This is a genomic window from Enterococcus sp. HY326 (assembly GCF_026157065.1).
Classification (GTDB): Bacteria; Bacillota; Bacilli; order Lactobacillales; family Enterococcaceae; genus HY326.
Map to the genome: position 1 here is coordinate 124,665 of NZ_JANLGQ010000003.1, position 24,718 is coordinate 149,382.

The 24,718-nt window shown below is 41.5% G+C and carries 26 protein-coding genes; 21 read left to right on the top strand and 5 right to left on the bottom strand.

Features of this window, described 5'->3' with window-relative positions:
• The first annotated feature begins 214 nt into the window (after window positions 1-214).
• Complete coding sequence (locus ORH16_RS08490) at window positions 215-1,699, top strand: sucrose-6-phosphate hydrolase (protein ID WP_265457994.1); 1,485 nt, start codon at window positions 215-217, stop codon at window positions 1,697-1,699.
• Between the two features lie 11 nt (window positions 1,700-1,710).
• Window positions 1,711-2,694 carry a LacI family DNA-binding transcriptional regulator gene (locus ORH16_RS08495; RefSeq protein ID WP_265457995.1) on the top strand — a complete coding sequence of 328 codons (984 nt, stop codon included), beginning with the start codon at window positions 1,711-1,713 and terminating at the stop codon, window positions 2,692-2,694.
• A gap of 102 nt (window positions 2,695-2,796) precedes the next feature.
• Here ORH16_RS08495 and ORH16_RS08500 read toward each other — a convergent pair whose 3' ends face one another.
• From ORH16_RS08500 to ORH16_RS08510, 3 genes are all read right to left on the bottom strand, one after another.
• Window positions 2,797-2,946 carry a hypothetical protein gene (locus tag ORH16_RS08500; RefSeq protein WP_265457996.1) on the bottom strand — a complete coding sequence of 50 codons (150 nt, stop codon included), beginning with the start codon at window positions 2,944-2,946 and terminating at the stop codon, window positions 2,797-2,799.
• Between the two features lie 131 nt (window positions 2,947-3,077).
• A complete protein-coding gene (locus ORH16_RS08505; RefSeq protein WP_265457998.1) occupies window positions 3,078-3,515 on the bottom strand; it encodes a VOC family protein in 438 nt (145 codons plus the stop codon).
• 81 nt (window positions 3,516-3,596) lie between these two features.
• The gene (locus tag ORH16_RS08510) at window positions 3,597-4,064 is read right to left on the bottom strand and encodes a GNAT family N-acetyltransferase (RefSeq protein WP_265457999.1); all 468 of its coding nucleotides are present in this window, start codon (window positions 4,062-4,064) and stop codon (window positions 3,597-3,599) included.
• A gap of 231 nt (window positions 4,065-4,295) precedes the next feature.
• Between ORH16_RS08510 and ORH16_RS08515 the strand changes: the two genes are divergently transcribed.
• From ORH16_RS08515 to ORH16_RS08540, 6 genes are all read left to right on the top strand, one after another.
• Window positions 4,296-5,513 carry an MFS transporter gene (locus tag ORH16_RS08515; RefSeq protein WP_265458001.1) on the top strand — a complete coding sequence of 406 codons (1,218 nt, stop codon included), beginning with the start codon at window positions 4,296-4,298 and terminating at the stop codon, window positions 5,511-5,513.
• Window positions 5,514-6,035: 522 nt separating this feature from the next.
• Window positions 6,036-6,599, top strand: a complete 564-nt coding sequence (gene amaP / locus ORH16_RS08520; protein ID WP_265458003.1) for an alkaline shock response membrane anchor protein AmaP — start codon at window positions 6,036-6,038, stop codon at window positions 6,597-6,599.
• 18 nt (window positions 6,600-6,617) lie between these two features.
• Window positions 6,618-6,809 (top strand): DUF2273 domain-containing protein, encoded by a 192-nt coding sequence (locus ORH16_RS08525; protein ID WP_265458004.1) that lies wholly within the window; start codon window positions 6,618-6,620, stop codon window positions 6,807-6,809.
• Between the two features lie 48 nt (window positions 6,810-6,857).
• Window positions 6,858-7,409 carry an Asp23/Gls24 family envelope stress response protein gene (locus tag ORH16_RS08530; protein WP_416207855.1) on the top strand — a complete coding sequence of 184 codons (552 nt, stop codon included), beginning with the start codon at window positions 6,858-6,860 and terminating at the stop codon, window positions 7,407-7,409.
• Between the two features lie 27 nt (window positions 7,410-7,436).
• Window positions 7,437-7,685 (top strand): GlsB/YeaQ/YmgE family stress response membrane protein, encoded by a 249-nt coding sequence (locus tag ORH16_RS08535; RefSeq protein WP_265458006.1) that lies wholly within the window; start codon window positions 7,437-7,439, stop codon window positions 7,683-7,685.
• Between the two features lie 444 nt (window positions 7,686-8,129).
• Window positions 8,130-8,384 carry a hypothetical protein gene (locus tag ORH16_RS08540; protein ID WP_265458007.1) on the top strand — a complete coding sequence of 85 codons (255 nt, stop codon included), beginning with the start codon at window positions 8,130-8,132 and terminating at the stop codon, window positions 8,382-8,384.
• A gap of 64 nt (window positions 8,385-8,448) precedes the next feature.
• Here ORH16_RS08540 and ORH16_RS08545 read toward each other — a convergent pair whose 3' ends face one another.
• Window positions 8,449-8,814, bottom strand: a complete 366-nt coding sequence (locus ORH16_RS08545) for an iron-sulfur cluster biosynthesis family protein (RefSeq protein ID WP_265458008.1) — start codon at window positions 8,812-8,814, stop codon at window positions 8,449-8,451.
• A 190-nt stretch (window positions 8,815-9,004) separates the two neighbouring features.
• Between ORH16_RS08545 and ORH16_RS08550 the strand changes: the two genes are divergently transcribed.
• The 13 genes from ORH16_RS08550 to ORH16_RS08610 all read left to right on the top strand — a co-directional run bounded on the left by ORH16_RS08550 (window position 9,005) and on the right by ORH16_RS08610 (window position 23,613).
• Entirely contained in the window at window positions 9,005-9,484 is a 480-nt protein-coding gene (locus tag ORH16_RS08550; RefSeq protein ID WP_265458009.1) for a hypothetical protein, read from the top strand.
• Between the two features lie 246 nt (window positions 9,485-9,730).
• A complete protein-coding gene (locus ORH16_RS08555) occupies window positions 9,731-11,260 on the top strand; it encodes an MFS transporter (protein WP_265458011.1) in 1,530 nt (509 codons plus the stop codon).
• Window positions 11,253-12,197: an alpha/beta hydrolase gene (locus ORH16_RS08560; protein ID WP_265458012.1), complete on the top strand. Its 945-nt coding sequence runs from the start codon at window positions 11,253-11,255 to the stop codon at window positions 12,195-12,197. Before ORH16_RS08555 ends, ORH16_RS08560 begins: the two co-directional genes overlap by 8 nt.
• A 78-nt stretch (window positions 12,198-12,275) precedes the next feature.
• Window positions 12,276-14,546, top strand: coding sequence for a glycoside hydrolase family 65 protein (locus ORH16_RS08565; protein WP_265458014.1), 2,271 nt, complete (start codon window positions 12,276-12,278; stop codon window positions 14,544-14,546).
• Entirely contained in the window at window positions 14,543-15,361 is an 819-nt protein-coding gene (locus ORH16_RS08570) for an alpha/beta hydrolase (RefSeq protein WP_265458016.1), read from the top strand. Before ORH16_RS08565 ends, ORH16_RS08570 begins: the two co-directional genes overlap by 4 nt.
• Before the next feature lie 206 nt (window positions 15,362-15,567).
• Window positions 15,568-16,557: a LacI family DNA-binding transcriptional regulator gene (locus ORH16_RS08575; RefSeq protein WP_265458018.1), complete on the top strand. Its 990-nt coding sequence runs from the start codon at window positions 15,568-15,570 to the stop codon at window positions 16,555-16,557.
• Window positions 16,558-16,576: 19 nt separating this feature from the next.
• Window positions 16,577-17,311 carry a sugar phosphate isomerase/epimerase family protein gene (locus ORH16_RS08580; protein ID WP_265458020.1) on the top strand — a complete coding sequence of 245 codons (735 nt, stop codon included), beginning with the start codon at window positions 16,577-16,579 and terminating at the stop codon, window positions 17,309-17,311.
• Window positions 17,304-18,257 (top strand): sugar kinase, encoded by a 954-nt coding sequence (locus ORH16_RS08585; RefSeq protein ID WP_265458022.1) that lies wholly within the window; start codon window positions 17,304-17,306, stop codon window positions 18,255-18,257. Before ORH16_RS08580 ends, ORH16_RS08585 begins: the two co-directional genes overlap by 8 nt.
• A gap of 12 nt (window positions 18,258-18,269) precedes the next feature.
• The gene (locus ORH16_RS08590; RefSeq protein WP_265458024.1) at window positions 18,270-18,887 is read left to right on the top strand and encodes an orotidine 5'-phosphate decarboxylase / HUMPS family protein; all 618 of its coding nucleotides are present in this window, start codon (window positions 18,270-18,272) and stop codon (window positions 18,885-18,887) included.
• Window positions 18,884-19,426, top strand: coding sequence for a 6-phospho-3-hexuloisomerase (gene hxlB, locus ORH16_RS08595; protein ID WP_265458025.1), 543 nt, complete (start codon window positions 18,884-18,886; stop codon window positions 19,424-19,426). The genes ORH16_RS08590 and hxlB overlap by 4 nt, the downstream gene beginning before the upstream one ends.
• A gap of 124 nt (window positions 19,427-19,550) precedes the next feature.
• A complete protein-coding gene (locus tag ORH16_RS08600) occupies window positions 19,551-20,834 on the top strand; it encodes a gluconate:proton symporter (RefSeq protein ID WP_265458027.1) in 1,284 nt (427 codons plus the stop codon).
• Between the two features lie 14 nt (window positions 20,835-20,848).
• Complete coding sequence (locus ORH16_RS08605) at window positions 20,849-22,975, top strand: hydantoinase/oxoprolinase family protein (RefSeq protein WP_265458029.1); 2,127 nt, start codon at window positions 20,849-20,851, stop codon at window positions 22,973-22,975.
• Window positions 22,972-23,613, top strand: a complete 642-nt coding sequence (locus tag ORH16_RS08610; protein ID WP_265458031.1) for a hypothetical protein — start codon at window positions 22,972-22,974, stop codon at window positions 23,611-23,613. The genes ORH16_RS08605 and ORH16_RS08610 overlap by 4 nt, the downstream gene beginning before the upstream one ends.
• A 54-nt stretch (window positions 23,614-23,667) precedes the next feature.
• Here ORH16_RS08610 and rsgA read toward each other — a convergent pair whose 3' ends face one another.
• Window positions 23,668-24,630, bottom strand: a complete 963-nt coding sequence (rsgA, locus tag ORH16_RS08615) for a ribosome small subunit-dependent GTPase A (protein WP_265458033.1) — start codon at window positions 24,628-24,630, stop codon at window positions 23,668-23,670.
• Window positions 24,631-24,718: the final 88 nt, after the last annotated feature.

Sequence of the window (24,718 nt, forward strand, 5' to 3'; positions counted from 1 at the left end):
TTGACAACAGTATGCCATGGTTTTTCAAAATTGTCAAACGTTTATCAAAAAAATTTTTTTACTTTTTTAAAATTCTTTTTGATATTCTGTTGTAAAAGGAAATATTCTTGGGTTGTTTTGTTATACGTTTGACATTTTTTGTTAAGCAAGCTATGATACAAAAAAGAAGACGATTACGAAGAAGCTGTTAAAGCAAAAAAAGGGGAATATAAAAATGACATTGATTACAGATTGGACACAGGCGCTACGTTATCAAAAATATGACCAGTGGAGCTCTGCTTATTTAGCTGAATTAAAAGAAAAGGTGACTCAATCACCATGGCGTTTGGGTTATCACATTCAACCGGAGACGGGGTTGCTGAATGATCCCAATGGTTTTTCCTTTTACAATGGCAAATGGCAATTATTTTACCAAGCTTTTCCTTTGGGACCAATCCACGGATTAAAATCTTGGTTTCATTTAACATCAGAAAATTTGGTGGACTGGAAACCGGAGGGCATCGCCTTATTGCCAGATAGTGAGTTTGACAGCCACGGAGTGTATTCTGGTTCAGCGCTACCAGTCGGCAATCAATTATTTTTAGCCTATACCGGCAATGTTCGTGATGAGAACTGGCAGCGCCAATCTTATCAGATGGGTGCTTGGCTGAATCAAGACAATCAGATTGAAAAAATTTCAGCGCCTTTAATCAGTCCAGATCCCAACTACACTGATCATTTTCGTGACCCGCAGGTGTTTGCTTACGAAGATTCCTACTTGATGCTGTTAGGAGCGCAAGATCAAGAGTTGAAGGGAAAAGTTTTAACCTATCAATCAGAAAACTTAAAAGACTGGCAGTTATTAGGCGAGTTGGATTATACAAAAGAAGAAATGGGCTTTATGGTGGAATGTCCGAACTTAATTTTTATAGAGGGACGGCCAGTCCTACTGTTTTGCCCGCAGGGATTGGCTCAAGATACATTTGCTTATCAAAATATTTATCCCAATACATATGTGATGGGGAGTGAATTTAAGCTGACGGAAAATAAAATTCTCGATGCGACGCCGCTAAAAAATCTAGATGAAGGCTTTGAAGTCTATGCGACCCAAGTTTTTAATGCACCAGATGGCCGCGCTTTAGGAGTCAGTTGGATTGGCCTGCCGGAAATTGATTATCCCAGCGACCAAGACGGTTGGGCTCATTGCTTAAGCATCGTTAAGGAATTTAAAATCGTTAACGAGCAACTACTGCAACAACCCGTAGCAGAAATGCAGGAATTGCGAGAAACACAGACAGACTTTTCTGGAACTATTTCAAATGATTCTGAAAAAATCGCCGGACCCATGCCTCATCAATATGAATTGAAGCTTAACTTAGCGGCCGGTGCTGTCGGTCAACTAGATTTATTCGCAGATGAAGCAGGCCATAAATTTAGCATTCATTTTGATACCGTCCGTGGTACAATGACCATAAATCGTGGACAAAGCGGATTGACATTTGGCGAAGAGTTTGGTGTAACCCGTCATTTTGAGATTGCCACCGGCGAATTAGCGTTGCAAATTTTTGTCGATGCTTCGGTAGTAGAAATTTTTATCAATGACGGACAGCAGGTTGCAACGGCACGGGTGTTCCCAACCAGCAGTCAAAGCAGCATCTATCTTTCCGGCGAAAAAATCAGCTACAGCGGTCAGCTTTGGTCCTTGCGCAAAATGAAATAAGAGGTGCCTGTATGGTAGTTAAATTAACAGATGTCGCCAAAAGGGCTGGTGTTTCAGCAACGACAGTTTCTAGGGTGATTAACAATTACGGTTCTTTAAGCCAAAAAACAATTGATAAGGTACAACAGGCGATGAAGGAATTAAATTATCAGCCGAATTCGCTGGCCCGCTCGCTACAGGGGAAAAATACCCAGCTCATTGGTGTCATTTTTCCAACTGTCGCCAATCCATTTTACGGGGAGTTGGTTGAAAAAATCGAGACCAAGTTATTTGAGCTCGGCTATAAAACAATTCTTTGCGACAGTGCTGACAATAAAGAGAAAGAACGTAATTATATTAATATGCTGGCGGCTAATAAAGTTGATGGCATTATCGCCGGTGCCCATAATTTAGGAATTCAAGAATATGAAAATATCGAGCTGCCGATTGTCTCCTTTGACCGCTATTTGGCAGAGGGCATTCCCATTGTCGGTAGTGACAATTTTCGTGGTGGCTATCTTGCAGCAGAAAATTTGTATCTTCATGGAGCTAAAAAAATTGCTATTCTCACGGGCAGTCAAAAATCCGATTCCCCTACGAATGAACGCTTAAACGGTTATCTCAGCTTCCTAGCGGAAAAGCAAATAGAGCCACAAATTTTCCAGCTGCAAATGCAGACCCGCTCCGCTACTTTGAAAAGCGTTGAAATCAAACGGCTTTTAGAAACAGAGGAGTTTGACAGTATTTTTTGCACCGATGATTTGACCGCCATCTTAGTCTACAATCTCTGCCAAGAATTACACATCCAAGTCCCATCCGAAATGAAAATCATGGGTTATGATGGCACCAAATTTGTCCAAACATATTTTCCTCAGCTTTCGACAATCGTGCAGCCATTAACGGATTTCGCTGAACTACTAGTGGACCTGTTGATTCAGCGGATTGAAAAGCCTGAAAAGCAACTGGAAAAACATTACCAGCTGCCGACGAAAATTTTTCAAGGGAAGACTTTGTGATGGCTAAAGCGTAAAAGCAGAAACGGCTGTTAAAAAAATGCGTTAGTTTCTATAATAAAATAGGCAATAAAAAAAGCCACTACCAAACTCCGGTAGTGGTTTTTAAGCGGCTTGATATAGGTTTTGAATGGCCTTTTCAATCGTAATGCCAGTAGCAAATTTTTGCGGATCATTTTTGGCATAGACTAAAAATATATTCAGTTTGACATCATAGGTGACCCGCACTTGACGGGGAATTTCTACAGTGTTCATAGGTTAACCTCCTCTCTGCTACTAGCATAACGAAGGAGTATTAATTCCATGTAAAAATTCTGTAAAAGATTCTGCTACGGGCCATATTCGAAAATTTTAATGGTGATTAAAACTACAACAGAACATTCCTATCAATCAATAATCAACATATTATTGTCATCGAATTGCCAATTTTTACCGTAGGCTACTTCCCAATAATAACCATTTGGGTCGGTAAAATAGCCCGAATAGCCATCCCATAAGCGGTTTTGTTCAGGGGCTTTGGCAATTGTCCCTCCGGCCGCCTCGATTTTGCTGAAGAGTTCATCAACTTCATTTTTAGAACGCGTGTTAATCGCCAGCGTGATGCCTGAAAAACCAGAAGTCTGTAGTTCAGGCGGTGAGACTTCATTAATGTCTTTAGCTAATTCAGCTAAGGGATACAGCTCCAGCTTAGTGCCCTCGTTGTCAAAGAAGACAATCGGGGGATTTTTCTCCTGCCCCAAGGTTTGAAAGCCAATCTCCTTGTAAAACGCCAGCGACTTAGCCATATCCTTGACCCCTAAACAGATTAAATTAATACGATTCATAGGTAGTCCTCCTTTTATGTAATTCAGTAATTTTGACTCAATTAGTTAATGATAGAAAAAATATTTCCGAGATTTCATACGCTAGTTTTCTGGTGGGAACGAAAGATAAAGCATAAGCGCCTCTTCCATCGGTTTAAAGCCAGTGGCCAAATAAAATTTTTCAGCCGGAGTGCCTCGGTCAGTATCGAGTAAAATCGTATAAATTTCCCGGTGGTGTAAAGCAGTTTTTATGTTTGAAATAAAGGTTTGTCCTAGCTTTTGCCCTTGATACTTTTGGCGAATAAACAAAGTATCCAACATGTATTCACGACCTTGGTACCAGGGTTTGATAAAACCTAAAGCACAGCCAAGTAATTCATGAGTGTCAGAATCCTCAAGTAAATAGCCGATAAAGGTGTTGAGCTCCGTCATATCCGTCACATATTGTGTAATTTGTGCCTCGGTCAACACATCATTCCAAGGCTCGTCTGAGAAAACGTCAATATAGGCTTGAATAATGGCTGGATAATCGTCATTTTGGGTATGGCGAAAGATAACCTGATTTGTCATAAGAACTCCTTTTAATTTTTAGTGATGTAAATCTGCTAGTTAACTTTTATTTTACCATGGGCGGCGTGAATTGAAGTGGAGAAATTGAAAATCAGTCAAACTAGCAAACTGTTTTACATTAGTTGATTCAAATTATTAAAATGAAAATTTTCTCGAAAATTCCTCTTGCATTTTAGTGGAAGTTTCTGTAAACTCATATCAATTTGAGAATCTTAAAAAAGGAGAATTGAGATGAATAAGTATCAAAGTAAAGTTTTGCTATCTACTTCAGCGGGAATTGCGTTAGAGAATATGGATATTATGTTTCTTTCTTTTTCATTATCTTCAATGATTGCAACCTTTGGAATTTCTAGCACGGCGGCTGGCTGGATTGCTACAATTACCAATTTGGGAATGCTCGTTGGAGGTATTTTTTTTGGCCTGATGGCGGATAAATATGGCCGCGTCAAGGTCTTTTCTTACACGGTGATTTTATTTTCAATCGCCTCATTGTTAATGTTCTTTGCTTCAAATATTTATCTCGTCTATCTGTTTCGTTTTATCGCCGGAATTGGGGCAGGTGGCGAATATGGTGCATGTATGTCCCTCATCTCAGAATCTTTTTCGAAAAAACAATTAGGGCGGGCCGCATCCACTGCTGGCATTGGTGCTCAAGTTGGAGCGGCGTTGGCTGCAATCTTGGCTTCAATTATTATTCCGCTGTTTGGCTGGCGGATGCTCTACGTAGTTGGTGTGCTACCAGTCCTGATGGTTTTATTTATTCGTCGCGACTTGCGGGAACCAGCCGCCTTTGCTAAAGCCCAGGAACAAGGGCGCAGCGCAAAGCTTCGGGATTTATTTGCAACTAAAAGCTTTGCTTGGCAGACGATTGGTCTAAGCTTGATGGTAACAGTTCAAATTGCTGGTTATTTTGGCTTGATGAATTGGCTACCCTCCATTATGCAAACTCAATTGGGCTTGTCGGTGTCCGGCTCGTCCCTTTGGATGGTCTGTACTATTTTAGGCATGTCTTTGGGAATGTTTACCTTCGGCACTGTCATGGATAAAATCGGACCGAGAAAAGCTTTTGCCATTTTTCTTATCTGCTCTGCACTGTCTGTTTATCTGTTGGTCATGGCCCACAGTCAGCTGACGCTTGTGGCGGCGGCTGTGATTGTCGGCTATTTTATCAATGGTATGTATGGTGGTTATGGAGCGGTGATTAGCAGTCTTTATCCTACAGAAATTCGGGCGACTGCCAATAACTTTATCATGAACTTGGGTCGAGCTGTCGGTGGTTTTTCCGCCATTATCATTGGTTTTTTGATGGACCGCTATAATCTGACAGCGGTAATTTTATTTTTAAGCGGGATTTATGTTATTAGTTTGTTGGTGCTATTGACCATTCCGGGAATCAAGACACTGCAAGCAGTTGCCGACAGCCCAGTCGAATTGGAAGAACTTTCATAGATTTTTTGTTAATAAAAAAGATTTCTATTTTGATAAAAAACTTCAGAGACTCCTAACGTGCCAACATCTTTTTAGCTATATGCAGCAGAAATGAGTAAAATTTTTATCCAGCAATCAAACTTTTTTGATTGCTTTTTTTGTTTCTAAGGAAAGACTTCAAAAATATCAGCCTTTTATTTAATAACGAAGGATTTGAGGGGAGCATCTGGAATTTGAAGGGCATAGCTAACTTTTTGTAAGCTCTTTTAAAAAGATCTGTTTCTACTGGGAAACAGTTATTTAAGCTATCTTAATCAGCCAAGTAATTTTACACAAAAAGTGATTTTAGGAATTGTAAAAAAGGAAAATAGAACTTGAAATAAAGTGGCCTTGATATTTTTTGGATAACAAAAAAATATCAAAAATAACGAGAATAGCGTTTCAAAAAATTCAATTGATTGTGAAAAAAAGGGAATAAGACTAGCATTAATTTTGTCAAAGGAAATAAAAAAGCTTTATTTTCAAGGAAAGAAGGAGGTATATGTGAATAGGTTTCAAAAATTATGCTTGCTGTTGTTAATTGTGATTACCCTTATTCCACTGCTTTTCCTATTATTAGTGACAAGGCCGACAGCACAAGAGTATTCATTCTTGAATCAACTGCAATTTACATTAGTCAGTCATGAGATATTTTTATTGACTATCTTTTGGATTACAGCAGTATTGACGGTTATTTTATTGTTGGCTGTGCTCTGGGTGATTTTCTATCCGAAGGCAAAGCGCGATTTTGTGATTAAAGAACAAAATGGTCGTTTAGCTGTTAAGGATCGGGCAATCAAAGGGCTGGTCGCTGCAACTATTTCAGAAAAAGAGTTTGTTAGTCAGCCGACGATTTCGGTGGCGGCGACCAAGCGGAAAATTAAAGTCTTAATTAAAGGAGACTTGAAGCGCACATCTGGCCTTGTAGGCAGGACAGCAGAGTGGACCGAAGAAATTCGTCAGCAAATTCGCCAAACAGTTGGAATGGATTACGATATTCAAGTGGAGGTCGCTTACAAGAATTTGGAAAAAGACAGCAAGCACTATACGACGGCAAGAGTTGAGTGAGGATAAGGAGGCTAATTTATGGAAACGTGGCTACGTATTTACAAAGTGCCTTTAGTCGGAGCTCTAATCGGGTTAGTATTTGCGATATTGCTGGTGACTTTAGGTTTTTTCAAAACAATTTTAATTTTGCTTCTAACGGTGATTGGCGCCTATCTAGCGCTATATCTCGATAGAAATCATATCATCCAAAACTATTTCAAAAGAAACTAGACAAATTAGGAGGAATTTATCATGGAAAAAATGAACACAACGAACACGATGAATAATGACAATATGGATTCGAAAATGAAAAAAGATTCAGCAATGGACACGACAGAAACTGTTCGTGGCGAGTTAACTTACGAAGACAAGGTTATCCAAAAAATTATTGGCATTGCAATTGCTGAGGTAGACGGCTTGTTGACAGTTGATGGCGGCTTTTTCTCCAATATCAAAGACAAAATTGTTAATTCAGATGATGTGACTACCGGAATTGAAACAGAAGTCGGTAAAAAGCAAGTAGCTGTTGATATGGACATTGTTGCTGAATACGGGAAAGACATCGAAGAAATTTTTGAAAATATCAAAAAAGTTATCGCCCGTGAAGTGAAAGCGATGACCCATTTAGAAGTGATTGAAGTCAACGTAAATGTAGTCGACATTAAGACTCGTCAACAATTTGAAGAAGATAGTGAAACCTACCAAGACAAATTGGGTAGTGCCGCTGAAGCAACTGGCGATTTTACTTCAAAACAAGCAGACAAAGCAAAATCGGCCTTTGCAAAAGGCCGCGACAAAATTGAAGACAATTCAGAACCACGTGTACGTTAAAAATAATTTGAAATTGGAGTGATTATCATGGGTTTAATCTGGTCATTAATTGTTGGTGGGATTATCGGTCTCATCGCAGGAGCAATCACAAATAAAGGCGGCTCAATGGGCATCATCGCAAACGTAGTTGCCGGTTTACTCGGTTCAGTTATCGGTCAAGCGCTATTTGGTACTTGGGGCTGGACCGTCGCTGGGATGGCAGTATTCCCTTCTATTTTAGGAGCAATCATCTTAGTTGCAGTTGTGTCATTTTTCTTTGGCCGCAGCCGCGCATAAGAAAAACTAGTTAATGTATAACCAGTATTTTTATAAAGCAGCTCTAGTAGATAGCTTTTTGGAAGAATCATTTTCCAAAGCTAACTGCTAGAGCTGCTTGTTTGTGTTTGGGATAGCTGGCAAATGGGTCTCGATAGGTGTCTTGTGACAATCAGTTGTTAAAGGCAGGGCAAAAAGTGACCTAACAGATTTTATCCAGTCAACTTGATTATTATCGCTGATAAAATAAACTTGTGCGCCGCTAGTCGATTGTGCCTTTTCGTGTATAGCTTGTCCGTCTGCGTACTTCTAATTGATCATACAAAGAGGTGAGCAGATGAAATTACAGGAATTAAAGCGAAATACAGTTTCAATCAAACGAGCTTTTATGGCTGGCTGAAGGAAGCGAAACTAATTGAGAAAACTGAAGGAGGTTATATTGTAGGGCCCGCTGCTTGGCCGGAGATGGAAACTGTAACTTCGACAGTCTATCGAAATGGTGGCACTGTCGAAGCAAGCCATGTCAAAATTGCTGCTGAGAAAGTTCCAGACCTGGTCAGCTTATACGAAGCTTCCAAGTGGGGCAGTCTCTATTCTCAAAGCAAACAATTTGATGTGCTTCATCAAAAATTACTGAGTCTAATGGAAGGCTTGGCAGGTTTGAAGGAGCAGCTGAATCAGATGCAGCAATTGCTAGAAAAGAAAAAGCCAACTAGCTAGTGAGAAGCGGCAGCTTAATTAAAGCTGCGACCTTCTGACAAAAGCAAGTTGGCAAATATTATGTTTATTGTTGCAGACTTTGCAAGGCCCGCATGTCGATAATTTCAACATTTCCATCAACGGTTCCGCTGGCGGTTTTTAAAACTAGATTTTGAAAGCGAGGATTTAATTCTAACACCGGTTCCTCAGCAAAGTAATTGCTAGTATAGTCTTTAATATAAAGGTCGCCGATGGGAGAACTTAACGCTGTTGGATAGTCCTTCAAATCACTATCTTTTGCGACTACTAAAACCCGAAAACTGGTATCTAAAGAGCAAACACCGAATTTTGAGAAACTGCCGACACCATCGTCTAAATCTAGTAATAGTTTAGCATCCTGTTGATAGGGTGCTAATTTTTTTTCAACTTCTGAACTCATTTTGATTTCCATTGTAAAACCCCCTGTGAGTTTACACATTCTTTTAAGTACAATTTTATCCTACTCTTTTTTATAAGTAGACTCTAATAATCTGCTTATAAAACCAAAGCTGAGAAACCGTAAAATCAGCATAACTATATCTTGATGCAGATTTGCGGTATAATAAAAAAACAATTTGCGGCTTTTTCGGGAGGTGTTGGAAATGAACGGGATGGGAATTTTTTTAGCACTGTGGGTCAGCTTTAGCGGATTGACAGCTTGGTTCCAATGGCGTCAGCAGCCACAGCAGATTTGGCTGAAGCTTGGCGGTTTGAATTTGGCGTTTTTAGCAGCCAGTCTCTTCATTTTTTCAATTTTTTCAACAATTGCTGGCTTTGCGGAGCAGGCATACAATAGTATCTTTCTGATGATATTTGCCCTGTGCATCAGTTTAGTGCTGGGACTTGCTAGCCTTGGTATTCTTGGCAATTTTTACGGGAGTTATTCTGCGGAAGCTATTTTACAGGTCAAAAAAAGTAGCCACTTGATGAGTATCACGAGTTTTAGCTATTTGACCGTCGTTAGCTTAGCCGCATATTTTTGGCTCGACAATCATAGCGGTCTGAGGTTTGCGCTGTTGGCGTTGGCGCTGACTGGCTTATTTATTTTTTCTTACGTGCAACGCTATCAATTAAAAAGTTAAGATCATGAAGCTCTGTTGGGTTTGCTTCACGAAATTTTTTCAATCAAAACAGGATTTGTTCAGGTGCCAATGCCTTTTGATAAGGCTTGGCTGACCTGATTATCCGATTGAGTGAAGAAGAGTTTCGTCAGGCAGGAGACAGCGCTTTTTTTGTTTAAAGAATTATTGATTGACAAGCTGTTTAGTAAACAGTAAATTGAACTAAATTAATATCTGACAGGTGTTTTTTATAAGGGGGAATCAATCATGGAGAGTACACAGTTATCTAAACGCAATCTTTGGTCATTTTCAATCGGTACTGTCGGTCGAGATATGGCGGCCGCCGGATTATTTGTCAACTATCTCTTAAATTATGTATTGTTTACTAAAACTTTAACGGCGGCCCAATTTTCTGTGATTACCGTTATCATGGTGGCGGCCCGCTTTTTCGATGCGGTCATTGACCCGATTTTGGGGAATGTGATTGATGCTTCCCACAGCAAGTGGGGAAAATTCAAACCCTTTATTTTAGCTGGGGTCATTGGAACGGCGATTATCGTCAGCCTGTCTTTTTCATCTAATTTGCAGGGCTGGCCCTACGTTATTTTCTTTGGCATTATGTATTTTCTTTTTAGTATTTTCTTTTCGATTAACGACATTGCCTATTGGGGCATGATTCCCGCTTTGACAAAAGATCAAGACGGTCGCAATCGCTTGATGTCTTTAACCAATTTGATGGCGGGCATCGGGGCTTTCTTGACGGCTTTAATCGTGCCGACATTTACCGTCGGCAGTTTGGTAATCGGCGGCAGCGCTGTGACTGGTTATGCAGCTATTGGGATTGGCTTTTCTTTATTTATGCTCTTGACGCAGGCGATCACATTATTTGGCGTTGAAGAACCGCCAAGACCTGCGGTAAAAAAAGAAACCACGAAAATCAGCGTGAAGGAAATTGTTCATATTATCTATCGTAATAAACAAGCCTTGTGGAGCGGCGTAATTCTATTTGTTTATATGTTGGTCACCACCTTGAGTACAACGTTGATTTCTACTTATTTATACTTTAGTTTTGGTTACAACGGCTTATTGGTGACGATTTTCAATATCGTCGGACAAGTTGCCGGCGCTTTAGTTTTTATTATGTTTCCCGCTATTTCTAAAAAATTCAACCGTGATACTTTAATTAAAATTGCTGCCAGCATGTCTTTGATTGGCTATTTTCTTTTATTGGCAGCTGGCTGGATTTTACCCAACAGTCTGGAAATGACCAAATTAATTATTTTGGCATTGGTTAATATTTTGCCAGCAGTGGGTAATGGCGTCTTTTATCTAATTATCATGATTAGTATTGCTAACGGGGTTGAATGGAATGACTGGAAATTCGGCACCCGCAATGAAGGCATTATTTTTTCAGTGCGGCCCTTTGTAACGCAATTAGGCATGGGCTTAGGTCAGTTCGGGACTATGTTAGTTTATCTGGTGATTGGGGTGCTTTCCACCACTAACCAAATTTCTGATTTGGAAAATCAAGCGGCAGCTGGTACGATTTCCGCTACCGCCAGAGAAAGTATGATTCAACAGATTCTAAATGCCACACCGGAAATCAAAGGCCGTTTGCTGTTAATTTTCTTAACGGTGGTGCCTTTAATCGGGATTACGATTGCCTACACTATTTATAAGAAAAAAGGCATCATGACAGAAAGTCAATTTGCGCAAATTACGGAGGAAATTAAAGAACGGGATGCCAAGGTGGAAGCTGCAACCTCCACTAGTCCTGAAGGTGATATTCATGCTTAAAATTATTTTAATTATTGTCCTGCTATTGGCAGCTGTGCTACTTTTTGCGGCCTATAAACTATTTACAATCGCTTTTTTGAAAACAACTAATCGGGCGGAAACGATGGAGTCCGACCACAATCGGATTGACACGCCAGAGGATGCTCTATTGCAACCAGTTTTGGATAAAAAAGCGGAGTGGTTAGCTGAAGTTACTGAAGAAATGGTCAGCATCACTAGCCAAGACGGCCTAAAACTGAAGGGCTTCAGCTATTCTTTAGCTCAGCCAAGCAAACGCTGGGGCATTTTAGTCCACGGGTTTGACAGCCGCCATGAAGAAATGTTTGATAAGGCTCCTTATTTTCAAGACTTAGGCTTCAATGTGCTGCTGCCGGATTTGCGGGCTCATGGCGCTAGTGAAGGCCGCTACATCGGATTTGGCTGGCCAGATCGCAAAGATATTCAGCTGTGGATTGATTTTATTTTACAAAAAGACCCTGAGGCGGAAATTATTTTATATGGGGTTTCCATGGGCGGGGCAACCGTGATGATGACCGCTGGTGAAAATTTGCCGGACAATGTCAAAGCAGTGATTGAAGACTGCGGCTATGCTTCTGTGAAAGAAGAATTGAGCTATCAATTGAAAAATTTGTTCCATGTACCGGCTTTTCCTTTGATTCCCCTCGTCTCAGTTATCAATAAAATGCGTCAAGGTTGGTGGCTAGGTGAAGCCAGTAGTACAAAGCAGTTGGCGAAAACCAAACTGCCAGTACTCTTTATCCACGGAAATGCCGATACTTTTGTGCCTTTCAGCATGTTGGCGGAAAATTATCAGGCGACCGCCACCTCTAAAGAAAAATTACCGGTGGCTGGAGCACAGCACGCCATGTCAGGAATTATTGCCGGAGAGGCTTACTGGCAAAAAGTAAAAGCCTTTTTAGATGAAGTAATGGCTTAAGCAAGACGTTAAATTAACCAGTGGTAGAAATAATGGCTACTGGTTTGCCACCATCATAAATTGAAAGAGGAGTCACGGATGAAAAAACTGATTAAGCAAGGGTTTGAATTAACCAACGACAATTTATTATTGCAGGAAACACTGTTCCATACAGCTAATGGCTATCTTGGTGTGAGAGGAAATTTTGAAGAAGGCTATCCTCAAGGCTTTTCCTCCAGTCGAGGACAGTATATCAACGGTTTTTACGATATTGCTGAGATGAAACAGGCTGAACAGCTATATGGCTTTGTCAATAAAAAAGAAGTGATGCTAAACGTTGCTGATACGCAATCCTTAATGATTGAAATCGGCGGAGAAGCTGTCTCACTTTTTGAAAACGCTACAGATATTTATCGGGAATTGGATATGGAAAAAGGTACAGCCCTTCGTCAATTTACTTGGCACAACCAAGCGGGCCAAAGCTTTCAAATTGCCTTCAAACGGATGGCATCTTTTGTTATGTTGCCTTTGTTCACCATTGAATTGACAATCACTTCAAATGAATTTAGCGGTGAAGTTAAAATTACTTCTAAGCATAATGGCGAGGTCACCAATTTCGCTGACCCCAATGATCCGCGAGTTGCCGCAGAATCTGAGCATTATCTGCGGGTTGTCGGCAATCAGGTGGATGAAGCGCAGGGGATTTCTAAAATCACCGCTAAGACGCAGGTTTCAGATTTAGCCGCTGAAACAATTGTTTTTCATGAGAGCAAGCTTCCATTAACTGAGCTGGTGGCAACAGAAGTAGAAAATACGTTTATCTATCGAGGGGAGATTTCTCCTAAGCAACCGCTGAGCTTCACGAAATTCAGTCTCTTTCTAGATTCCCGTCGCTATGATTTAGCTAAGGCGAGCGAGGAATTAATTGCGGAAGTTAAATCAGCTGGTCTCAGTGATTTATATCAAAAGCAAGCCGCTTATTTGACGGATTTTTGGCAAAATGCGGTGGCTGAAGTGAGCGGCGACCAATTATTAAACGAATCTCTGGATTATAGTTTATATAGCTTGTTGCAGTCAGCTGGTAAGGACGGCATTTCCAATATTGCCGCCAAAGGCTTAAGCGGCGAAGGCTACGAAGGCCATTATTTCTGGGATACCGAAATTTATATGATGCCCTTTTTTACCTTAACCAATCCACAAATTGCTCAAAAATTAATTCACTATCGTTATAGTATTTTAGATAAGGCCCGGGAAAATGCCCGCATTCTTGGTCATCAGACCGGCGCCCTTTATCCATGGCGCACGATTGCCGGGGCGGAGTCTTCTGGATATTTTCCTTCAGGCACGGCCCAATATCATATTAACAGCGATATTGCTTATGCCATCATCCAATATTATTTGGCGACCGGGGATCTGCAATTAATTGCCGATTACGGAGGGGAAGTTATTTTTGAAACGGCCCGCGTTTGGTTAGAGGTCGGCCATTTTACCGAGGAACATTTTGTCATCAATGCGGTGACTGGCCCCGATGAATACACTTGTGTTGTTAACAATAATTTTTATACCAACATCTCAGCTAAATACCATTTGGAATGGGCGGGGAAATTTTATCAAGTATTAACCGAGGCAGGCCTTGCTGAAGTCATTGGAAAAATCGGCTTAACCTCTGCTGAAATCGCCGAATGGCAGCGGGCAGCGGCGGCTATGTATTTGCCTTTTTCTAAAGAATTACAAATTCATGAGCAAGACGACAGCTTTTTAGCAAAACCTGTGATGGAATTTAAAAACTTGCCGGCTGAGAAGTTTCCACTATTGCTCCACTATCATCCGTTGTATTTATACCGGCATCAAGTAACAAAACAGGCGGACTTAGTCTTGGCCTATTTCTTATACGAAAATCAATTTGAGGAAGCGGCTATCAAACGGGGCTATGATTATTACGAGCCATTAACGACTCATGACTCTTCTTTGTCTTCTTGTATTTTCAGCATTGTGGCGAATCAGTTTGGAGATAGCGAGAAAGCTTATAATTATTTCGATGAATCTTCAAAAATTGATATCACCAATTCCCATAAAAATACCAAGGATGGTATTCACGCAGCCAATATGGGAGGGACTTATTTAGGACTCGTCTTTGGTTTTGGCGGCTTACGCTTAACTGAAAGCGGCATAAGTCTGCGGCCGCAGCTGCCAAAAAATTGGGATAAAATGACCTTCAGCTTCCACTATCATGGCAGCCAATTTTTAGCAGAAATCACTGAAGCAACGATTAATTTGACGTTAGTGGCAGGAGCAGCACAATCTGTTATGATTAATGGAGAAAATTATTTAGTTGAAAAAAAACAGTCATTAAACGAGGTGCTTAAATGAGAGTGTTAACGGAAAAAATCCAGGCAGCTGGTCACGAGGCGGAACTGATTTTATATTTGCAGGACAACTCGGCTGAAATCGACCCGCTGCGCCAGCGACCAATGATTTTAATTTGCCCAGGCGGCGGCTATGAATTTTTATCAGAGCGGGAAGGCGAACCAGTGGCGTTGCATTTTCTCAGCTTAGGCTATCAAGCTGCTGTCTTAAAATACAGTGTCGCACCAGCAGTTCGCTATCCAGTGGCTTTAAAGCAACTGGCAACCTCGGTAGCTTTTATTCGTAAGAATGCCGGCGACTTTTTTGTTGATGCCGCAAAAATTACCGTGTTGGGCTTTTCTGCCGGTGGACATTTGGCCGCTTCTTTAGGTGTTAATTGGAATAAGCCGTTACTGGCAGACATTGCACCGGCTGCAGAAATCTATCCGAATGCTTTAGTATTAAGCTACCCAGTGATTTCTAGTGGTAAATATGCCCATCAAGGCAGTTTCCAAGCGTTGCTAGGAGCTGATTATCCAAAAGAAAATGCGGCTGTCTCCATTGAAAAATTAGTCGATCAAGATTTTCCAGCAACTTTTGTTTGGCATACCGTGGCTGATGATGCCGTGCCAGCCAAAAATAGTTTATTGTTGGCGGATGCTTTATATGATGCCAGCATCCCCTTTGAATTTCATCTTTATAATCGGGGACTGCATGGTCTAAGCCTAGGGACTGTCGAAACTAGACGCGCCAGTGAGCCGTATCAAATACTAGAAGATGTCGAAAACTGGCCGCAAATGGCGGACCGTTGGTTAAAAAATCAATTTGCCAAAAATTAAATCATGAATCAATTATTTTAAATAAAATGCGTGAGCCGCTTCCTTGTTGGCTGCGCATTTTTATTTTTTTTGAAAGTGTAACAGTTGTAAATTTTTTGCGTATCTCGTTGAAGTTCGTGAAAAAAATCTTTTTGTCAAAAAGTCTTGAATTTATTTTAGAAACCGTTTACAATGTGGTTAACCGGTAAACCAGAAGGTGAAAGATTATGAAAAAACATGTCACAATTCAAGAGGTTGCTAACCGAGCTGGCGTTTCTAAAACAACCATCTCTAGATATTTAAATGGCAAATTTGGCAACATGTCTCTTGATACTAAACGAAAAATTCAATTGATTATCGATGAATTAGACTATCGTCCCAGCAAACAGGCGCAGGGATTAAAATCAAATAAAAGTTGGTTAATCGGTTTACTAGTTGCGGATATTGCCAATCAATATACAGCCTATATTATTAAAGCCGTACAGGATGCTTTAATGGACACTGGTTATCAATTGCTGATTATGAACACAAATAATTCTGAAACTGAAGAACAGCGGGCTATCCAAAAATTAATTGATCAAAATATTGATGGCATTCTCCTGCAGCCAGTTGCAACCGAGCTGACTGCTTTTCAACAGATTATTGATCAAGAGATTCCGACAGTCTTAGTCGATCGTTTCTTAAATATCGATCGCTGGACGACAGTGCAAACCAATAATATTCAGGTTTCCAAAAAGATGGCGGAAATTATTGTTGCAAATGGCTATCAAAAAATTGTTCACGTCAGTGAAGCTATCGGCGACATTAGTCCACGGGCCGAACGCTATCAAGGTATTCGTCTCGGGACTTTAGATACAAATTGTCAAGTGGAGTTGTTGGAGCTACATCATACCGGCAAGGGACAAGATATTGTCGAGTTTTGTAGCGAGGAGTTCAAGGAAAAGACTTGCTTCTTTGCAGCTAACGGGAATGCAATGTACGAAACAGTCGTCGGCTTGAATAATTGTCAACTGAAATTTCCGATAGATTGCGGTTTAGCCGGCTACGATGACTGGTTTTGGGGAGAATTAATTCAACCGGGAATTACCACGATTCACCAAGTACCTGAACGGATTGGCGAGCGGGCAGTTGAAGTTTTAATGCAGGAGATTGACATTCCTCAACCGACAGAAACAATTGAAATTGCTGCTGAAATTCATTTGCGAGGCTCATTGTAAATAGCGAAGGAGAGAAAACATGGGAAATATTTTTGTGAACACAATTGTCAAAGAAGGAACTCCTTATCAAGATCAGACAGCGTTTGTTAAGGCTTTGGCAGAGTTGCCGTTGTCGCTTTCTGGAATTGAAGTGCGGCGGGAATATTTTTCAAAAATTCCCGCAGAAAAACAGCAGGAATTTTTAGAAATTTTGGAAACCGGTAAACTAAAAAATTGGCAGCTGCGTTATTCGATTCCTGAGCCGCTTTTTGTCGCAGATGGGCTAAATCCTGATTTGTCAGAATGGCTAGCAGAAGCTGAAAGCCTAGCTGCAGTTTCAATGAAATTAAATATCGGCAGTTTAGCGGGCCTGCAAAAAGTTTCTCGAGGGCAATTGGAAAAGCTTTTGCCAAAAGAACTGACGGTTACCATTGAAAATGACCAGACTGAAGAAAACGGGAAGTTAGCCGCTGTTTTAAAAGCGCTAACAATCATTGAAGAGCAACAGCTTCCGCTGGGCTACACCTTTGATTTAGGCAATTGGGTGGTGATGGGGGAAGACCCAGAAGCAGCCTTCCAACAAGTAAAAGAAAAAATTACAATTTTTCATTTAAAAAATATTTTTCAAGGTCAGCCGGTTTTATTAGACCAAGGGGAGCTAAATTGGCGAAAATTTTTAGCACCTGAGTGGCCGACTGGCATTGAGTATCCCATGAGTTTAATGGAGCTGGAACAAGAATATCAAAAAGTACAGGAGGTTATTGAAAATGGGTAAAGTGCTGACAATCGGCGAGCCGATGGCGATGTTCATTGCGCAAACACCGGAGAAATTAAAACATGTAAAATCTTTTGACCGTTATGTTGCAGGAGCCGAGGTCAACGTTTCGGTGGGCTTGGTTCGCTTGGAGCATGACGTGACCTACGTGACAGAATTAGGTCAAGATCCTTTTGGCGAACATATCGTGGAATTTTTAGCGGCAGAAGATATTGATACTTCCTTGATTGAGATTAACCCTGAATATCCAACTGGTTTTCAATTGAAAAATAAGGATTCGAAAAATGATCCGGAGGTTGTTTATTTCCGTAAAGGCTCGGCCGCTTATCACATGGGAATTGAGCGGGCAGCGGAAATCGATTTTTCTGACATTGATATTTTTCATGTGACGGGGATTTTGATGGCCTTAAATGACGGGACTTACGAGTTGATGGAGGGTCTTATTCAAAAAGCGAAGGCTCAAAATACAATTATTACCTTCGATCCAAATCTGCGGCCAACCTTGTGGGGCAGTCGCGAGTTGATGACTGAACGCATCAATCATATTGCAGAGTATGCAGATTATGTTTTACCGGGAATCGGTGAAGGCTTTATCTTAACTGGCCGGACAGAGCCGAATGAAATTGCCGATTTTTATTTAGATTTAGGAGCTAAGGCAGTCATCATTAAACTAGGTTCAAAGGGTGCCTATGCCAAATGGCGGGATTTAGCTGGTGACCACAGCCTGACGCAAGCTGGCTTTAGAGTCGAAGCTGTTGATACTGTTGGTGCAGGTGACGGCTTTGCAGTGGGGATTGTCAGCGGCCTTTTGGAAGGGCTACCGATGAAGGAACTATTGGTTCGGGCGAACGCAATTGGAGCGATTCAGGTCAGCCATATCAGTGATAATGAAAATCTGCCAACGAGAGAGCAATTAGCTGATTTTATTCAAAATCATCCAGAGTAAAAGGAGGAAGCCATGAAGATACAAGTTGCAATAGACCGTGTGCCTTTAAGTGAGGCTTGTCTGCTGGTAAATCAGCTACAAACAGCCGACATCATCGAATTGGGAACTTCCTTAGGCAAAGACTACGGCCTACTCTCGGTGACAGAAACCAAAAAAATTGCCGGCTCGGCTAAAATTTTAGCCGACATTAAGACGATTGATGAAGGGGAATATGAATTCCGCCAATATTTTGCCGCAGGTGCTGACATTTTGACGGTAATGGGAGCGAGTGCCCCTGAAACTTTAGAAATCTGTTACCAAGTCGCAGAAGAATTAGGCAAAGAAATGATGATTGATTTACTGGAATGCTCAGCAGAAAAAATTGCCCAGATTGCGCATTATGAAAAGGCGATTTACAGTCTGCATTTTGCTAAAGACAGTCAAAAGCCAGTTTCAGTTGTTGAAGAAGTCCGAAATTTTCAGAGCCGCTTTCCACAGATTAAGCGGACGGCACTAGCTGGCAGCTTAACCTTAGAAAAAGTTGCAGAATTAAAAGATAGCGGCTTAGAAATTGCAATTGTCGGCAGCAGCATTGTCAAAAGTCCGGAACCACAAAAGGAACTGGCGAAATTTAAGGAGGTTTTAAAATGAAGGATATGGAAATTATCCTCAAAGAGATTGATCAGGTAATTGCCAAGCTCAATCCAGAAGAAGTACAGGCGGCCATTGATTTACTAAATCAAAACCAGCGGATTTTTGTTTTAGGGGAAGGGCGCAGCGGGCTGCAGGGAAAAGGCTTTGCGATGCGGCTGATGCATATCGGCTTACCGGTCTATGTAATTGGCGAAACGACGACCCCTTCGGTGCAAGCCGGTGATTTACTTGTGGCAATTTCTGGTTCGGGAACGACAAGTGCAATTGTCAGTCTGACCACCAAGGCAAAGGCTCAAGGCGTCACAATTTTAGCAGTGACTAGTAAAGGCGATTCTCCGCTTGGGGAGCTCGGGGATGTAACGCTTGTGATTCCAGGAGCAACTAAAACGAAAAGCGGCCTACCTTCGATTCAATTATTGAGTAGTTTGTTTGATCAAACCTTGCATATCACCTTAGATTATATCTGTCTGCAGCTAAGTAAGCTGAAAAACGTCAGCAACGAAGCGGCCAATCAGCAGCATTCAAATATGGAGTAATTGATGGATTTTTACGGAAAGGCCAATCACTTAAGAGCAATGTTATAAAAAGCTTGGCTCTTTTCCGTAACAATAGTGTAAACCAAATTTCAGCAGGAATTTAAAATTATGGAGGAGCGAGAATATGGATTTTATTATTGGAATTATTTTGTTGATTAGCTACTTTCTCTTGATTCGTTTCGCTGCAAAAGGCGGGAACCTCATGGTAGGTTTCTTCGTAATGGCAATTGTGTGGGTGTTCTTTAGTATTATCGGTGGCCAATTAACTTGGGATCAGGCGATGATTGAGGTCTGGCAGGGCGGCCCAGAAAGCTGGGGAGCAACAGCCGTTATCGTAATTTTCGGTAGCTGGTTCGGCCGTATTTTGATCGAAACTGAAATCGCTTCCAGTTTGATCAAGAAAACTGTTGAGCTGAGTGGGGAAAATCCTTTATTTACAACGATTCTTTTATGTATTGTCACCACCTTGATTTTTACTTCAACTTTTGGCGCCGGTGCAGTTGTGGCCATCGGGATTATCGTTTTACCAATCTTAATGTCATTGGGTGTGCCAAAACCGTTAGCGGTAACCTCCTATCTGATGAGTGTCGGTAGCGGGATGTATGTCAACATTGTATTGTTCAAGCAGATGCAGGGGATTTTTACTGATTATGCTTATGATTGGAATTATTTAAAATTTGGTTTCACCGCTTTAGGCGTGCAAACTTTGATGGTTATTTTAATGTTGATTTTCGGTTTACGGAAAAAGAAAACCTTCAACATGGCTTCGTCGGTTGAAGATATCGAAGAGGAAAAAGATATTCCGATTTATGCCTTGATTACACCAGTAATTCCAGTATTATTAGCGATTGTTTTTGGCTGGCAGCCAATTCCAGCCTTTATCGTAGCGTCATTATACGCATTGGCAGTTTGTGGAAAACTGCCGAATTACAAAGAAGGAACTCGATTAATTACTAGAACCTTCTATGATGGGGTTGTCGATGTGGCCTCACTACTAGGTTTCCTATTTATTTTACCAATGTTTAATAAGGCTTCTGGGATTGCTGCGCCGTTTTTCCAAGCGGTTTTAGGGGACTTTATTCCAAGCAGCGCGTTGATTCTCTGTATCGCCTTTGCCATTTTGATTCCGTTAGGACTTTTCCGGGGTCCATTGACAATCTTTGGTGCAGGTAGTGCAACCGTTGGTATTTTGCAAGCGATGGGTGTTTTCCCTGTCAGTTTATTATTCCCACTGATGTACATTCCAACAATTGCTATGAACTTATCGACGTGTCCGACCCAATCGTGGAATCTATGGGCTTTGAATTATTCCAAGGTTGGTGCCAAAGAGTTTATGATGACTGGCGTACCATGGGGCTGGTTAGCCGGGGCAATTAACGTGATGGTTTGTTACTTCATGTTCGCATAGAGAGGAGATTTTCAATGAAAAGAGCAATTCGTGTCGGAATCGACGTAGGTGGCACCCATACGAAAGCTGTCGCAATTGATGGGGATACCTTTGAAATAGTTGGGATTGGTTCAGTCAAAACGACCCATGATGATGAATTGGGAGTTTCCGCTGGCGTGGTGCAGGCTTTTGAAAAATGTTTAACGCAAAATAACATCTCCCCAGACGAGGTGATGTTTATCGCCCATAGTACCACCCAGGCGACCAATGCCCTTTTAGAAGGGGACGTGGCGGTAACAGGGGTTATCGGCATGGGCAATAGCTTTTTAGCCAAGCGCCAATCTGTGATTAAAGATATTATTTTAGATGAAACCGGCAAGCGCCGGATTGAAACCCATAATAAATATATTCCTTTAAAAAAATTCTCTAAAGATGTCGCAAAACGGACAATGGAGGAATTGCTAGGCGAAGGTGCGGAGGTTATTGTGGCTTCCAAGGCCTTTGGGGTGGACAACAAGCGGCAAGAGGAAGAAATCGCCGCTATCGGTAAAGAGATGAATGTTGAAGTTTCACAGGCTTCGGATATTAGTAAGATGTATGGTTTATCCAAACGGACTCGGACTGCGGTAATCAACGCTTCAATTTTACCAAAAATGTTTGAAACAGCAGACAGTACCGAAGACAGTGTGCGCAAAGCTGGCATCAAAGTTCCGCTGATGATTATGCGGGGGGATGGCGGTGTTATGGACATTAATGAAATGCGCAAACGGCCGGTATTGACGATGCTTTCCGGCCCGGCAGCTTCAACAGTTGGTGCTTTGATGTATCTAAAAGCCTCCAATGCGATTTTCTTTGAAGTTGGTGGCACTTCAACTGATATCGGCGTAATTAAAAATGGCCGCCCGATGATTGATTACTCAGTAGTTGGCGGGCATAAAACATTAATTAGTTCTCTGGATGTTCACGTTTCTGGTGTGGCCGGTGGGAGTATGGTACGGGCCGACAAGACGAGCGTTGTGGCGGTTGGGCCACGTTCAGCCCATATTGCTAAACTGCCGTATGCTGCTTTTTCAAAACCAGAGGACATTATCAATCCTAAAGTTGTCCACATTCAACCATTAGAAAATGACCCGTCAGATTATGTTGCAATTGAATCTGAGAACGGTCAGCGGTTTGCCATCACAGTAACCTGTGCTGCCAATGTCTTAAAATTGGTGAAGGAAGGGGATTATTCTTTCGGGAATTACGAAGCCAGCTACAAAGCGATGGAAGCCTTAGCTAAGGATATCGGTAAGTCAGTGGAAGAGACTGCCACTGAGATTATGGAACGAGCTTCAGACGTGGTAATCAAAGTGATTAATTTCTTAGCTGACAAACATAAAGTTGAACGGGATCAAATTTCTCTAGTTGGCGGTGGCGGCGGAGCAACGTCATTACTGCCTTATACAGCTAAAAAAATGGGCTTAGGCTATGACATTGCCAAACACGCCGAGGTTATTTCTTCGATTGGAGTAGCTTTAGCGATGGTTCGTGACGTGGTAGAGCGGGTAATTCCTAATCCTGCGCCACAGGACTTAGAGGATATTCGCAACGAGGCAATTCAATCAGCAACGAAATCCGGTGCTTCTCCGGAAACTATCGAAGTCCAAATGGAAATCGACTCACAGACTAATAAAGTGCGGGCAATTGCTACGGGTTCGACAGAAGTTAAAACAACTGATTTATCAGCTAGTGTTGATGAAGCTGAGGCGAAGACATTGGTAGCTAAATCAATGCAGGTCAGTGAAGAAAAAGTTTATCTAGTGGCTGAAAATGAATATTTCTTCTGCTTTGGTACGATGAAAGGCACAAAGGATGAGCAGCAGGAATTACGGATTATTGATAAAAAAGGTTTTATCAAAATTCAACGGGGAGATGGCGAAGCAACGAAAACAACCGTTGGCGGCATTCGCAATGTCGTGGATAAATATTGGGAAGATTTAGCAGTCTATAAGAGTGACATCAAGCTAGCACCAGATATTTATCTTTGTATTGGAGCGAAGGTTGTGGATTATACAGGGATGCTCGAGCTTTCTCAATTGCACATGGTAATGGATACTGAACTGATGCAACATGGTGGCCGGGAAGAGGTTATCGTTGTGGGCGCCCGGAATAATCTATGATCGGCGAGTTATGGCAAGCCTTCAAAGGCTTGCCAGAGGAAAAGCTGCAGCAATTGCAGCTGCAGGAAAGTGCCTCCTTCAAAAAAATTCCCCCTGCTGAGATTCCCGAGCTGATTGCCAAAGCTGTAGCAGATGGTAAAAATCTAGCGGCGAATGTGGAGCAAAAATTTCCCGGGTGCAGCTTGGCTGAGATTTTAAAAGCTCAGCAGGTGAAGGTTAGCTTTGCTGAACTACCAATTTCTGAAAAATTTATCTCACTGGGGGCCTTCGAGCTGCCAAACCAGATTACGATTAATCAGAGCTTTCAAACAAAAGATGCTTATTTTAAAAAGGCTGGCTTATCTGAGCTGCTTTTTGAGAACTGGCAGCAGGTAGCAATTGCCCATGAGCTGTTTCATTTCTTTGCCGAGCCAGAGGAGCTCTTTGTTAAATCTTATCGACTGTCGCTATGGAGTCTGGGCTTTTATCAGCACCAGACGAGTGTAGGAAGTCTTGAGGAAATTGCGGCAATGGTCTTCGCCAAAGAACTTTTACAGCTAGACTATTATCCTTATCTGTTGAATCTCTTTTTACCAGCGGCTTTTTATCCAAAGGAAGCTGAAGGGCGATTAACTAAACTATTTAAACGCATTAACTAATCTAAAATCCGCAAAATCGGCTGTTCTCAGCCGATTTTGCGGATTTTTTACTGTTTATTTATTTTTTTGAAGACGTCGCTGCTGCCGTTGTTCTTTTTGCTGTAAATAGCTGAGCTCTTTTTGCAGTTTCAGATAATTTTTTAGGACTGCATCTGGTAATTGACCAGTAGCGATGGCCTTTTTTACAGCACAATTTGGTTCTGTCAAATGCTGGCAATTTTTAAAGCGACATTGCTTTGCTAGTGCGTCGATTTCATGAAACTGCTGTTCAAAGCCTTCACTTTGCTGCGCTGCCAAACTGATTTCCCGCATACCCGGGGTATCAATCAGCATTGCGCCATTTGCCAAAAGAAATAGCTGTCGGCTAGTTGTCGTGTGCCGCCCTCGATCATCATCGAGGCGAGTGCATTGGGTAACTTGTTTTAGTTCTCCTATTAATTGGTTTAATAAAGTTGATTTGCCAACACCAGAAGAGCCAATAAAAGCTGAGATCGAGTCTGCTTTTAAATAAGTTGAAAATTTTTCGCGGTTATCCTCTTGACTAGTGGTTAAAATCACTGGGACACCGATAAAGCGCTGGCGCAAGTCTGCTTCAATCTGAGTGATTTCTGCAGCGTTCAATAAGTCAGTTTTGGTAATGACTAAGACGGGAAAAGCGCCGCTGTCCCACACAATAGTCAGATAGCGATCTAAACGGGAAAAATTCAAATCCTGATTACCGCTGGTAGTGATAAAAACAGTTTCAATATTTGCAGCAATCCCTTGTTCATCTAAGCGGTTGCCAGCAACTTTGCGGGCTAAAAAACTTTTTCGCGGTAAGATTTCTTCGATTAAAAAAGCATCTGCGTCATAGAAACGACCACTGACATAATCGCCGACAATCGGAAAATCAGCGGGAGCAGTTAATTTTTGCCTGAGACTACCAGAAATTCTTCCTGTAACTTGTCTTGTAGATAATAAAACTTTTGCGACATCCTGTCCTTGGAAAATCACAATACCAATGTTTTTTTCGTTCATAAAGCCTCCTAAAATTTGGGGAGGTTTACATTAAAAAGGGAAACCTCCAATTTTTATTGCCGTAAATTTACTCATGATACATTTCCCC